The sequence below is a fragment of the Allobosea sp. NPDC055353 genome, assembly GCF_053644975.1.
The window spans coordinates 230,550-243,565 of record NZ_JBSHMC010000002.1 but is presented as its reverse complement, the minus strand read 5'-3'; the positions used below and the strand labels follow the sequence as shown (position 1 = coordinate 243,565).

Below are 13,016 nucleotides of genomic sequence, written 5' to 3'. Positions count from 1 at the left end.
TCTAGAGCGCAAGGGGCCATGGCCGCCACGGAGTCCAAAGCGATGCATGCCCTCAGAACCGCTCTCGCCGCCTTCGCGCTGGCGCTGTTCGTATTGGCGCCGGCCGGGCTGCAGGCGCAGGGCCAGCCCGCTGCTGCCGGCGGCGCGGGCCTCGAATCGCTCGTCATCGTCAGCGGCGGCACGCGCCATGCCTTCCAGGTCGAGGTCATGCGCACGCCGGAGCAGCGGGCCAAGGGCCTGATGTTCCGCAATTACATGCCGGCCGATCGCGGCATGCTGTTCGATTTCGCCGCCACCGAGCCGGTGGCGATGTGGATGCAGAATACCTATATCTCGCTCGACATGCTGTTCATCCGGGCGGACGGCACGATCGCGCGCATCGCCGAGCGTACCGAGCCGCTTTCGACGCGGACGATTCCCTCGGGCGAGCCGGTGCTGTCGGTGCTGGAGATCAATGGCGGCGTCAGCAAGCAGCTCGGCATCAAGCCGGGCGACAGGGTCGAGCACGCACTGTTCAAGCGCTGAGGCCGTCAGCGGCACCTCCCTGCACAAGCGGATGCGTTGCGATTGGCTTTCGCTTGCGGGTTGCGCCTGTGGCATGATAGCGAACCGCAACGCTTGGATTGCTTCGTCGGGGTATAGCGCAGCCCGGTAGCGCATCTGCTTTGGGAGCAGAGGGTCCCAGGTTCGAATCCTGGTGCCCCGACCATCAATCCATGCGTGTATAGGAAGCGGTTCGCGTCGCGAACTGCACAGGTTTGGTGACGGCAGAGCGCTTTCATGACCGCACGCATCTATCGCCCGGCCCGCACGGCCATGCAGTCCGGCACGGCCAAGACCGAGCGCTGGCTGCTCGAATACGAGCCGGAGGCTCCGCGCCAGATCGAGCCGCTGATGGGCTGGACCTCGTCGTCGGACATGAAGAGCCAGCTCAAGCTCTGGTTCGACAGCGAGGCCGAGGCCGTCGCCTATGCCACGCGTAACGGCATCGCCTATCGCGTCGAGCAGCCGAATGAGGCGAAGCGCCGTTCGCTGTCCTATTCCGATAATTTCAAGTTCTCGCGCGTCGGTCAGTGGACGCATTGAAGCCGACAGGCGAGGGGCATCCTCGCTTTCGGGCCCGTAGCTCAGATGGATAGAGCAGCAGCCTTCTAAGCTGCTGGTCGCTGGTTCGAATCCAGCCGGGCTCGCCATTTTATTCAGAAATCCCAGGTGCTTGCGCGTTCTGGCATCTGGGATTGCTACCGAGATGCCAGGTCGGGGTAGCGCTCAGCTGCTGGCTTCTTCGGACTGCTGATCCTCCCATTCGATGACCGCGCCGGCTGACAGCGAGCGCGTCTCCGCCGCCGGCAAGAGTCTCGCCGTGTCGTCAGTTTGAAGGATGCCCGACGCCGTCAGCGGTTCCTATCCTGCTTGGCGAGACAACACAGAACCACTGCCGCCCGTGCATGTCGACATCCGGGTTTCGCAGAAGAGGATGTGCGGTTCGGGGAAGGCGAAAAGCGATGCTTCGAACGACCTTCATGCCGGCGATCCAAGGTTATCACTTCAGCAACAGCGACATAAAATGGGAGCTGCATCCCGGCGGGCCGCACGGAGAGAATCTGTGCGGCGGGATGGTCTACAGCGCGCTCGATCATCATTACGCGCGGAAACCCATCCCAACGGATTCCGATCCTCCGCCGGTTCGTACGCCGCTCAACGCGCATATCTACTCGCGCCAGGTCAGCGCCCATTTCTACACGGTGCCCCGCCTGACCCGCAGCACGATCTTTTTCATGTTCCAGCAATTGTATGTCGACAGCGTCGCCAGCGAATACGACTTGATCCGGCGCTCGATCGCCGCCAACCGGCCGGTGCCTCTCTTCCTGATCAAGCTCGGCGCATTCACAGGCCACCATGTCCTGGTCAGCGCCTGCAAAAGCTCGCCATCGCTAGGCGGGCCGATCCTCGAGCTCTACGATCCCAATAACGAGAACACGACGACCTTCATCTACTCGCACCCGGCAGCGAAGCGCTTCACGATCAGCGCATTGAACGCGACCGACTATCAGATCCGCGGATTCTTCGTGGACCGGAACTACAGCTTCAAGCCGCCGCCGACCTTCCCCAAGCCGGCTCCGCCTCCCGGCCCTCCGCCCACGCCGCCGCCACCAGGCCCGCAGCCGCCGCCCAGCCCGCCGCCTCTGCCAGGTCCGGTATCGAGGACGCACACGGTTCAGCGAGGTGAAAACCTCAGCATGATATCCCAGAAATATTATGCGACGCAGTCGAAATGGTCGGTGATCTACGCTGCGAACAGGGCGGTCATCGGCAACAATCCGAACCTCATCAAGCCGGGGCAGGTGCTGACGATCCCACCCTGATCGCGGCCTCGCCGCTGCAATCCACGCCGAGCCGCCTGACCTGATTCCGAAACGTGTCGCAGCTCCGCATCGGTCCGGACTGGAAGCCGGTGGTGAACCATTTCATGCGCAGCGACGAGGAGCGCCGTTCGGCGCTCGCGTGCCAGCCGCTTGCCGCGACAATTCGGGTCGCTGGCGAGCATGGCCCGGGAACTATCCCGGGATCGTGATCAACCTGTGTGGCTACCACCGGCGGCAAGGGACGCCGCCGCAACCGGGCTTCGCCGGCTTGAGCCGAGGCCACGATTGCGGCTAGGCCGATCCCTGGAGGGCAGAGGTTACACCGCGATGCATGGCAATCTCCTTTTGCTTCAACGACTGAAGCACGCCGAAGCATACGCAGGTTGAATGGAATTGTTCTCCTGCGTCGTCCATTCCCTTCGCTTCCATCCGACGGAACAGGCGACCTTCACCCCCGTTATAAGGAGCGGGGGCCGATGCGGAGCACAGCCATGTTGCGGTTCGTCGCCATCACCGCCCTCGCGGCGGCTCTTTCGTCCCCGGCTCTCGCGGAGCCGGGTTTCGTCAAGACGGTGAGCCTGGCCCCGCTCGGCCCCTCGTACGGGGTCGCTCCGAGGGCAGCGTGCGAACTGCCCGTTGATCTGTCGCCCCTTACAGCCCCGGTGGCGCCGGCAACGAGTCAGGCCATGACCTTGTCGCCGCGGATGATTCAGGCAATTCGAATCGGCGAAGTCGCGTCCGACGATTGACGGCCTGCGTCAGCCTCGCTGCCCCGCCATGCTTGCCGACCCTTCCCCGGCAGCGTAAACCCGCGCGGCCTCGCCTTGATCGCGCCCGAAAGGCCCGCCATCGGGCGAGAGTCGACTTTCAGGACAGGTGCGGCCGGGCCGCCGCGGGGATGGATGATGTTTTCGCTCACGCCAGCGATCGACCGGGTCAAGGCTGCGGCCTCCGCCAGCCATCTGCGCGCCTGCATCTTCCTCCTGCTCCTGTCGCTCGCCGCCTTCCTGCCCGGTTTCAGTACGCTCCAGCCGCTCGATCGCGACGAGCCGCGCTTCGCGCAGGCGAGCAAGCAGATGCTGGAGACCGGCGATTTCGTCGATATCCGCTTCCAGGACGAGGCGCGCCACAAGAAGCCGGTCGGCATCTACTGGCTGCAGAGCGCGGCGGTGCGGGCCGGCGAGGCTGTCGGCATCCCCGAGGCGCGCACGCAGATCTGGCTCTATCGCATTCCCTCGCTCGTCGGCGCGATCGCGACGGTACTGCTGACCTATTGGGCGCTGCTGGCCTTCCTGTCGCCGCCGCTCGCCCTGCTCGGCGGGGCCTTGATGGCGGCCGCCGTGCTGCTCGGCGTCGAGGCGCGGATCGCCAAGACGGATGCGCTGCTGGCGGCCTGCGCCGTCGCCACCATGGGCGCCCTGGCGCGGACCTGGCTCGACTGGACGCGCTCGCTCGCCTTCGTGCCGGACCGGCGCAACTGGCTGGTGTTCTGGGCTGCGACCGCGCTCGGCTTGCTGATCAAGGGGCCGATCGTGCCGATGGTCTGGGGCCTCGCCATTCTCGTTCTGAGCGCGAGCCAGCGCTCCTTCCGCTGGCTGAAGCCGCTGCGCTTCGGCGCCGGGCTGCTGCTCTGCCTCGTCGTTGCCTTGCCCTGGTTCGTCGCGATCATGGTGAAGACCGGCGGCAGCTTCTTCGCCGAGAGCGTCGGGCAGGACATGCTCGGCAAGGTCGCCGAGGGGCAGGAGAAGCATTGGGGGCCGCCCGGGCTCTACCTGCTGTTCTTCTTCGCCACCTATTGGCCGGCGGCGGCCTTCGCCGCGATGGCGGTGCCCTTCGCCTGGGTCAGGCGCAAGGAGCCGCAGATCCTGTTCCTGATCGCCTGGATCGTGCCGTCCTGGCTGGTCTTCGAGGCGGTGCCGACCAAGCTGCCGCATTACGTGCTGCCGCTCTATCCCGCGATCACCGCGCTGCTGCTGCTGGCCGTGCTGAACGGCGGAATCGACCGCCATCGGCGCGGCGCGGTGCTGACCGCCTGCCTCGTCGTGATCGTGCCGCTGGCGCTGATGGCGACGATCCTGTTCGGCAACTGGACGCTCGACCGGGCGGTGCCGTGGCTTGCGTTGCCGCTGTTCGTGCTCGTCCTGCTCATGGGCATCAGCGTCGTCGCGGCCTTCCGGCGGCTTGATTTCGAAGGCGCGCTCTGGCGCTGCGTGCTCGCGAGCCTGCTGCTGACGATCGCGGTCTATCCCTTCGCCATCGAGAGCCTGCGCTCGCTGAAGCTGTCGCCGCGTCTGGCGGAGACGCTCAAGGCCGCCGGCTGCGCCGATCCGGCCGTGGTGACGCTCGGCTATCGCGAGCCGAGCCTCGTTTTCCTGACCGGGACGAAGCTCGCGATGGCTGCAAGCGGCGCGGACGCGGCGGCCTTCCTGAATCAGCCCGGCTGCCGTGTCGCCTTCGTCGAAAGCCGCTTCGCCGACGATTTCAAGGCGGCCCTGGCGAGCCAGCCGGCGAAGCCGCGCCTGGTGACCACGATCAACGGCTTCAACCTCAATGGCGGGCGCAAGCTTGAGATCGCCGTGTTCGCCCGTTCGCCCGGTTGAGGCACCCTTGCTCTCGAAGCTCTTGCCCTATTCGCCGCGCTGACGCAGTTTGCGGGCCGTTTTTCCGGATGATGCCCCTTTGACCGAAACCTCTTCCCATCCGCTGCTCAGCGTCGTCGTGCCGGTGCGCAACGAAGTCGGCAACATCGCGCCGCTCGTCGCCGATATCGAGAAAGCCTGCGCGGCGATCGGCCTCTTCGAGGTCGTCTATGTCAATGACGGTTCGACCGACGGGACGGCGACGGCGCTGGCCGAGCTCGCCGCGACGCGGCCCTGGCTGCGCGTCGTCACTCACGCCCAATCCTGCGGCCAGAGCGCGGCGGTCCGCAGCGGCGTGCGCCATGCCCGTTCGGCCATCGTCGCGACGCTTGACGGCGACGGCCAGAACGATCCCGCTTTCCTGCCGGCGATGGTCGAGGCCTTGCAGAAGGGCGGGCTCCAGGCCGGGATGGTGCAGGGGCAGCGCGTCGGGCGCAAGGATACCGGCTTCAAGCGCTGGCAGTCGAAGGTCGCCAATGGCGTGCGCGTGCGGGTGCTGAAGGACGATACGCGTGACACCGGCTGCGGGCTGAAATGCTTCCGGCGCGAGGCCTATCTCGCCTTGCCGTATTTCGATGCGCTGCACCGCTTCATGCCGGCGCTGATGGCGCGCGAGGGGCACAAGGTCCTGCATGTCGACGTGCGCGACCGGCCGCGGCTGACCGGCGTCTCGAATTACGGTTTCTTCGATCGGCTCTGGGTCGGCATCCTCGACCTGGCCGGCGTGTGGTGGCTGATCCGCCGGCGCAAGCGCGTGCCGCAGATCGTCTCGGAGACGATGTGATGCTGATCGACCTGCAGCAGACCATCGGCCGTTATTTCCACGATGTGTTCGTCAACAATGTCGACTGGTGGGTCCTGCTCGGCGTGGTCGCGCAGGGGCTCTTCACCATGCGCTTCGTGGTGCAGTGGTGGGCGAGCGAGAAGGCCCAGCGCTCGGTCGTGCCGATGACCTTCTGGTGGTTCTCGATCGGCGGCGGCCTGCTGCTGCTGATGTATGCGCTCTACCGGCGCGACCCGGTCTTCATCCTCGGCCAGGGCTTCGGCGTCTTCGTCTATATCCGCAACCTGCAATTCGTCCTGCGCGCCAGGGCGCGCGGCGAGGATACGAATTCCGGGCCGGGCTAGGAGCTAGAGGATCGGACTGAATGTCGTATTCAGTCCGATCCTCTAGCTCTTTGATCTTGCATCGGCTTTGCCCGAAAACCGCACTCCACTTTTCGGGCCGATGCTCTAGCTCCGCGAGGGCGGCGCCGCAGGCTCGGCCGCGGCACCGTCGGCGGGCGAGGGCAGCGTCTCGGCTGCGGGCGGCTGCGGCTTGCGCATCGCGGCGGAATAGGCCGGGTAGCGCTCGCGATAGGCCTTCAGGAATTCCGAAAGCGTGTCGGCATTGGCGGTTGCGCGCGCCATCTCGCGGATGTCGGAGGCGCGCGTCCGGTCGGCCCCGGTGATGAAGGCGAAGGTCCTTGCATCGGCGCCGCGGGCCATCTTCGGGGCGAACTTGCTGCGCAGCCGGTCGAGCGACAGGCTCTCGCTCGCCATCACATAGGAGACACCGGCCCGCATCACGTCGGCGCGCTCGCCGTCGCCGAGCGCGTCGTCGCCGCGCCAGCTTTCGCCGAGCAGGCGTTCATAGGCTTCGCCGGCCTCGCGCCAGCGGCGCCCGGTCCAGTAGATGTCGGCGCGTAGCCTGTCGATCTCGGGGCCGCGCTCGCCTTCCAGCATCTCCAGCGCCTGGTCGGTACGCGAGAGATCGGAGAGCGCCTTGGCTTCGAGTAGCAGGCGCGCCCGCTTGACGTCGGCGGGCAGTTCGACGAGCCGGGTGGTGTTGAGCGCGCGGATCGCATCGGCGGGCTTGCCGTTCATCAGGTCGATCATGGCAAGCCGGGCGGCGACCGTGGAACGCGCCGCGCCGGTGAGACGCCGGTCCATCTGGTACTTCAGGATCTCCGAGGCCTGGTCGAGCAGGTCGAGCTCGACCAGGCGATCGGCGAGCAGGCGGGTGATCTCGTCGCCGCGCCGGCCGATCGGCAGGAATTCCTTGAAATCGTAGAACAGGGCCAGCGCCTCGATGCGCGGCAGCTTGCCGAGCCCGCTGCCGCTGAACAGCTCTGCAAAGCGCTGGGCGGTCTCGTCATGCATGCGCCGGGTCAGCGGATCGTCGGGGAAGTTCTCGTTGGCGCGGCGCGCGACCATGAAGGCGTCGCGCCAGCGCTGCTGATCGGCATAGAGCCGGCCGAGCTCGGCCAGGGCCTCGATCTCCAAGCGGCCGCCGCGCCAGATGACGGAGACCGTCTCCAGCCGGGCGATAGCTTCCTCCGGCTTGATGTCGGTGCGCTTCTCGGTGTCCGCGAGCTTGACCGCGCGCAATTGTGCTTCCGCCGCGATCGGGCGGCTCTTCGCCTCGAAGAGCGGCTTGTAGCCGTTCATCGCGGCTTCCGGGCGGCCGCCGACATCGTCGAGCCGCGCCTGCAGCAGGGCGAGATGCTCCTGGTCGAAGCTGCCGCGCGGCATGTCGGCCAGCGCCTGGATCTGACGCTCGGCGACGCCGATATCCTGCTGGGTCAGCGCCGCGCGGGCCATCGCCTCGCGAAACTCGCCCTGGAGGTCGGCCGGGTAGCGGTCGAGCACGGCCTCGGCGCGACGGAAGCCGACGAGGGCCTGGGCGTTGCGGTTCAGGCGTTGCTCGATCAGCGCCCGCCAAAGTCCGGTCTCGGCATCGTCCTTGATCGGGGCGGCATCGAAGGCGGTCAATGCCTGCTGGTCCCGGTGCATCCCGGCGGCGGTGACGCCCTTGAGGAAGAGCACCTCGCGGTTGCCGCGCATGGCGGCATCGTCGGCGAGAAGGGCATTCAGCGGGCCGGCCGCCTCGGGCATCAGGCCGTTGGCGGCATAGAAACGGGCGAGCGCCAGCCGGGCTTCGGATTTGCGGCTGCGCGAGGCATCGGTGACGTCGAGCAGCAGCGCACGGGCGCGGTCGCGCGGGTTGCCGATGCGCAGCTTGGCCCAGGCATCGGCGTCGAGCAGCGGCGCGGCGTCCTGTTTCCCGGCCTTTTCCTCGGCCTTCTCGCCGGGCTCGCCGATATCGAGGGAGACGTTGAGCCCGCCATTGCGTCCGATCCGGACCTGCTCGGTGCCGGCGCGGACGGCGACATCGTCGGCATGCGGCTGGATCGCCAATCCCTGCGCGGTCTGAAGCAGACCGAATTCGACGAACTGATAGGGCTTGGGCGTCAGCCTTGTCGGGCCTGTCGCGGTAGCGACGGCCACGGGCAGGCCGGCCGGGCCTGATTCGAGCCAGTGAATGCCGGTCAGGCCGGCGAGCGGTACGGCGACGATGGTCTGGCCGCGATCGTCCATGCTGCGCTGCGGCTCGACCGGAGCGGCGGGCCGGCCCGCATCCTCGCCGAGGTCGAGCGACCAGGCGGGGCCGTTGTCGAAGATCCGCGTCAGCGGCTGACCGGCGAGCCTGAGCCTGACCAGCGTGACCTTGCCCTCGCGGGTCACCGTGCTGTCCTCGATCAGCTTGGGCATGAGCCCGACGAGCTTGGCGGGGTCGATGGTGTCGCGGGTGTCGAAGACCAGCGTCATCACGCCGGCATCGAGGAAGGCAGCCGCGCCGGTCGGCCGGGTGAAGCGAAAATCGAGGCGCTTGCCCTCGACCGTAATCGCGACCGGGCCCGGCGGCACCTCGGGAGCGGCAGGAGTTGCGACGGCGGCTTGAGTGACGGGCTCTGCCGGCTTGACCACGGGCGCAGTTGCCGCGGGCTTGGCGGGGGGCTCCACTGCTGCCGGCGTTGTGCCCGGGGCGGAGGCCGGTGGGGGAGACGGCTTGCTCAGATCGGCGAGCGAAAGCGCTTCCTGCTTCACCGGCCGGAGCAGGTCGACCACCAGCCCGGTCTCGTCGCTGAAGCTGCGGGCCTGCCAGTCCCTGGGCAGAGTCAGGGCGAGGCTCAGCGCCTCCTTGCCGGCATCCAGCCCGGCGAAGCCGATATCGGCGGGCAGGGCGCTGCGGATGGCGCCGACCTCGACATTCATCGGCCGGTCGAAGACCAGCTTCAGCGTTCCGTCCGACAGGTCGCTGGTGAGCTTCGTCTCGGCGGGGGTGGTGAAGATCAGGCGCTCCAGCGTCGGCAGGCTGGCCGCGCGCATCGTCAGCACCGCCGGAGGGGCGGCCGGCTGGCGGGCGGCTTCCCTGGCGCGGGCTTCAGCAAGGCGCAGGCGCTCGGTGAGTTCGGCTATGGCTTCCGGCGGCGGGCCCGGCATGACGCCGGTCCAGGTCTGCGGCAGCAGATCGATGAAGGCCTTGTCGCCGGCCTCGATCAGATTGGCCTTGTAGGCTTGCGTCAGCGCGAAGCGCATGCCGCGCCCGTCGGGGTCGACGCGGGCAATGGAGATGTAATTGGGCAATTCGCGGGCGATGCGTGCGGCATCGACCTGGACCTGGCCGCCGAAGGCGACGATCAGCACGCCGCTAGAGACGCGGATGCGGGTCTGGATCGGCTCGTCGAAGGTGAGGGACAGGCGGCCGAAGCCGGCCGGCATGGCCTCGCCGCGCAGTTTCGCGCCGGCCGCAAGGGCACGCGTATCCAGGCCGGCGGCGAGCGCGAGAGCGGCCAGCCCGATACCGAAGGCGAGGGAGCGCGACAGACGCAAACCGTGATACTCGACCCAACGCGACACTGGGCCTCGCCACGCCCAGAGAACGCGGCGGCCCTCCGGCACGCTAGCGCGTCAACCATAATAGCGTCTTAACGGAACGGGCGTCGGCAGGCCGTTTTCAGCGCTGCGGAGCGGGCGCGATCGCCGGGAGTTCGTTGCCGGGCAGGGGGGCCTCGTTCGCCACGCGCTCGATGCCGGCGCCGCGCCCGCCCGTCGCGAGCGCGACGGTCAGCTTCTCGGCGCGGTCGGGCGACATCGCCGCCATCACCTCTGACATCTTGCGCGGATTCATCTGCTGGACCACCGGCACGAGGACGTCGAGGCCGAGCCGGTCGAAGACGCGCGCGGCGTCCTTCGGCTTCATCGCTTCGTACATGATGACGAGGTTTTTGATCGCCTTGGCTTCCTCGACAGCGGGCTTGCCGGCCGCGCCGCCGGCCTTCTCTTCGAGGACCTTGAGATCGCCGACGCGGCCGTCGAGCTTCTTCTCGGCGGAGTTCAGCAGGCGCTCGCGCATCTCGAGCTCGCGCATCCGGCCTTCCAGCTCCTCGCGCCGCTCGCCGAGGCGTTCCAGGATCGCCTTCTCGGCCGGCGAGACCGGCTGGACCGAGCCGTTCATGATGCCGGCCTTGTTGTTGGGATTGGCGGCGCGTGCGGCTTCGGCCTTGGCCTCGGCTTCCTTCTTCTCCTGCTCCTTCTTCGGATCGGGAGCAGGCACGGAGCCGGTCGTCTCGGGATCGAAGACGTCGGGCGCATGGGCCCGCGCGATGATCTTGGCGAGGCCCCAGATCTTGGGATCGTCCTTGGCCGCAGGGGCTTGCGCCATGAGCGGCAGATCGACCGGAATGTGGCCGGGGGCGGGCTCCGCCGTCCAGGCAAGCAGCTTCAGCGCCAGGAGACCCATGGCGCCGAGAATCACTGCCGGCAGGAGGCGGGGCCGTTCGATCACGCAGCCTGTTCCTCGAGGCGGCGGGCGGCGCGGGCGCGGATGGCGGCGGCGGACTGGGCCGCGCTCTCAAGGCGGGAGATCGGCGCAGGAGCGGCGGGCGCCTCGACCGGAACCTCCTTGGCGCCGACGAGGGTCGCGGCGCTGACGATCTGGCCGATGCGCTCCATCACCGCCTGGCCGGCTTCGACCTGGGCGGCGAGATCGGCGGCGTAGCGCTCGGCCGTGCGCAGGCGCTCCTCAAGGGTACGGTCGCAATCGCCCAGCGTCGACTTGAGGCCGGCGATGGCGCGCTCGGCATTGTCGGTTGCGGTGATCAGCGCGCCGACGGTCTGGCGCATGCCGGCCTCGTCCGCCTTCAGGCGCTCGATGCGCCTGGTCAGGATGAAGCAAGTGACGATGGTGGCGACGAGGAGGCTGGCGACAAGCACGTCGGCGATGAGATTGATCGTCATATGTCCTCTTCAGGTCGTGGCGCCGAGATGGCTGGCGAGACTGTCGAAAGCGGCGATGGTGGTCTTGGAGCGGCGCAAGGGGCTGACGACCTGGACGGCGATCTTGCCGTCGACCCGGCCGATGCGGCCTTCGGTGACGATGAAGTCGCCGCAGCGCAGCGAGACGGTGGCATCCGGGCGGGCGTCGAACATCAGGGTATCGCCGATTTCGAGCTTCATGACGCGCTTGAGCGGCATCCGGGTCTCGTGCAGCACGCAGGTGACGTCGACATCGGCCTGCCAGACCTCGGTCGCGAGATGGTTCTCCCAGGTCGGATCGCGTCCCAGCTTCTCGCCCATGAAGCTTTCGAGCAGCAATTCGCGGATCGGCTCGATCGTGGCGTAGGGCAGGACGATGTGCAGCGCACCGCCGCGGCCTTCCATGTCGAACTTGAGCTCGACGCGGATCGCGGCATTGGCCGGGCGGGAGATCGAGACGAAACGCGGATTGGATTCGACGCGGTCGACGTTGAAGCGCACCGGCGAGAGCGGCTTGAAGGCGGCCTCGGCATCGCCCAGCACCAGCTCGATGACACGGCGGATCATGCGGATTTCGATGGAGGTGAAGGGGCGGCCGTCGATGCGCGGTGCCGGCTGGCCGCGCTTGCCGCCGAACATCGCGTCGAGGACCGAGTAGATCAGCGACGATTCGATGGTGATCAGGCCGAAATTGTCCCATTCCTCGGCCTTGAACACCGAGAGCAGCGCCGGCTGCGAGATCGAGTTGACATAGTCGCCGAAGCGCACCGAGCGGATGCTCTCCAGCGTGACCTCGACATTGTCCGTGAAGAAGTTGCGCAGGCTGGTCGAGAGCAGGCGCACCAGACGCTCGAAGATGATCTCGAGCATTGGCAGGCGCTCATAGGCGACCGAGCCGGAATCGACGATCGCCTGGATGCCGTTGCGGCCGTCCTTCTCGTCGCCGCTGGAGAAACCGAGCATCGTGTCGATTTCGTCCTGCGACATCAGGCGGTCGGTACCGCCTTCCTGTTCGCCGTCGTCCTCCACCATGTCGGGCATGGTGGTCCAGCCGGCCGCCATCCCTTCCGGGGTCAGCGGCTCGTCGCTCGGTACGGAGGTGTCGCGTTCGGTGCTCATCGTTCCGCCGTCATCTCGGTGCGGTCAGCCGGTTCCGGCTCACTGGACCAGCAGTTCCTTGAACAGCACGGCGTCGACCTTGGCCGGATAGACGGTCAGGTTGACGCGACGCAGAAGCTCTTCCTTGAGGCGGTACATGCCGGCCGAGCCTTCGAGATCGGACGGCCGCAATTCGCGCATGAAGACCTGGAAGGCGTCCTCGACGCGCGGCAGCAGCGGCTTGACCTGGTCGGCCGCCTTCGCATCGGCGATCTCCAGCACGACCTTGATCTTCATGATCGGCTGGCGGTCCTGCTGGCCGCCATTGGACATGCCGATCATCATGTCCTTCATGTCCAGGAAGGCGACTGGATTCTTGGCCTTCGCCGCGGCTTCGGCGGCTGCGATCTGTTCGGGCGAGGGCTTCTTCAGAAAGAACCAGCCGCCACCGCCGGCCGCCGCCAGCAGCACGACGCCGATGATCATGAAGAGCTTCTTCCTGCTCTTCGGCGCCTCGTCACCGGAGGCGCCTTCCTCTTCCGTCTTGGCTTTCTTCGCCATCTCGTCACGCGCCCCGGCAGCCGGGCCGCGTTCTGCCGCCCGTTCGGTCACCTTCGTGGGTTACGGTTAACGCGTCGTTAAGGGCGGCAGAATTTGCCGGGCTGTTCTTGCCGCTTCAGCAGCATGTGCCGGGCCATGACGGAAGGCGCCGCCCGATCTGCATTCAATGATATCAATATCTTGCCGGAATTAACCATGTTGGCACGCCGCTTGCCGGTACTGGGCCGTGGCGACTGCGCTGGGGAGCGTCGAGGTCGCCGCGGGACATGAT

12 protein-coding genes and 2 tRNA genes are annotated in these 13,016 nt (G+C 67.3%); 9 read left to right on the top strand and 5 right to left on the bottom strand.

The window, feature by feature from the left end; genetic code table 11:
• Positions 1–42: 42 nt before the first annotated feature.
• The 9 genes from ACWIEX_RS14460 to ACWIEX_RS14420 all read left to right on the top strand — a co-directional run bounded on the left by ACWIEX_RS14460 (position 43) and on the right by ACWIEX_RS14420 (position 6,133).
• Positions 43–525, top strand: coding sequence for a DUF192 domain-containing protein (locus ACWIEX_RS14460; RefSeq protein WP_454033726.1), 483 nt, complete (start codon positions 43–45; stop codon positions 523–525).
• Between the two features lie 107 nt (positions 526–632).
• Positions 633–709 (top strand) — tRNA-Pro (locus ACWIEX_RS14455).
• Between the two features lie 71 nt (positions 710–780).
• Positions 781–1,086, top strand: a complete 306-nt coding sequence (locus ACWIEX_RS14450; protein WP_061966904.1) for an ETC complex I subunit — start codon at positions 781–783, stop codon at positions 1,084–1,086.
• Positions 1,087–1,116: 30 nt separating this feature from the next.
• A tRNA-Arg gene (locus ACWIEX_RS14445) sits at positions 1,117–1,193 on the top strand.
• Between the two features lie 312 nt (positions 1,194–1,505).
• A complete protein-coding gene (locus ACWIEX_RS14440) occupies positions 1,506–2,366 on the top strand; it encodes a LysM peptidoglycan-binding domain-containing protein (RefSeq protein WP_454033725.1) in 861 nt (286 codons plus the stop codon).
• 491 nt (positions 2,367–2,857) lie between these two features.
• A complete protein-coding gene (locus tag ACWIEX_RS14435; RefSeq protein ID WP_454033724.1) occupies positions 2,858–3,115 on the top strand; it encodes a hypothetical protein in 258 nt (85 codons plus the stop codon).
• Positions 3,116–3,268: 153 nt separating this feature from the next.
• On the top strand, positions 3,269–4,966 hold the full coding sequence (locus ACWIEX_RS14430) for an ArnT family glycosyltransferase (RefSeq protein WP_454033723.1): 1,698 nt from the start codon (positions 3,269–3,271) through the stop codon (positions 4,964–4,966).
• A 79-nt stretch (positions 4,967–5,045) separates the two neighbouring features.
• A complete protein-coding gene (locus ACWIEX_RS14425; protein WP_454033722.1) occupies positions 5,046–5,789 on the top strand; it encodes a glycosyltransferase family 2 protein in 744 nt (247 codons plus the stop codon).
• Positions 5,789–6,133: a lipid-A-disaccharide synthase N-terminal domain-containing protein gene (locus tag ACWIEX_RS14420; protein ID WP_091856542.1), complete on the top strand. Its 345-nt coding sequence runs from the start codon at positions 5,789–5,791 to the stop codon at positions 6,131–6,133. The genes ACWIEX_RS14425 and ACWIEX_RS14420 overlap by 1 nt, the downstream gene beginning before the upstream one ends.
• A gap of 105 nt (positions 6,134–6,238) precedes the next feature.
• On the opposite strand, the gene ACWIEX_RS14415 is transcribed toward ACWIEX_RS14420, so the two are convergent.
• The 5 genes from ACWIEX_RS14415 to fliL all read right to left on the bottom strand — a co-directional run bounded on the left by ACWIEX_RS14415 (position 6,239) and on the right by fliL (position 12,745).
• Positions 6,239–9,688: a tetratricopeptide repeat protein gene (locus ACWIEX_RS14415; RefSeq protein WP_454033721.1), complete on the bottom strand. Its 3,450-nt coding sequence runs from the start codon at positions 9,686–9,688 to the stop codon at positions 6,239–6,241.
• A 97-nt stretch (positions 9,689–9,785) separates the two neighbouring features.
• On the bottom strand, positions 9,786–10,616 hold the full coding sequence (locus ACWIEX_RS14410) for a MotE family protein (protein ID WP_454033720.1): 831 nt from the start codon (positions 10,614–10,616) through the stop codon (positions 9,786–9,788).
• Positions 10,613–11,068 (bottom strand): DUF6468 domain-containing protein, encoded by a 456-nt coding sequence (locus tag ACWIEX_RS14405; RefSeq protein WP_454033719.1) that lies wholly within the window; start codon positions 11,066–11,068, stop codon positions 10,613–10,615. Before ACWIEX_RS14405 ends, ACWIEX_RS14410 begins: the two co-directional genes overlap by 4 nt.
• A 9-nt stretch (positions 11,069–11,077) precedes the next feature.
• Positions 11,078–12,205, bottom strand: coding sequence for a flagellar motor switch protein FliM (fliM, locus tag ACWIEX_RS14400; RefSeq protein WP_454033718.1), 1,128 nt, complete (start codon positions 12,203–12,205; stop codon positions 11,078–11,080).
• Between the two features lie 39 nt (positions 12,206–12,244).
• Positions 12,245–12,745 (bottom strand): flagellar basal body-associated protein FliL, encoded by a 501-nt coding sequence (fliL, locus tag ACWIEX_RS14395; RefSeq protein ID WP_454033717.1) that lies wholly within the window; start codon positions 12,743–12,745, stop codon positions 12,245–12,247.
• Positions 12,746–13,016 lie beyond the last annotated feature (271 nt).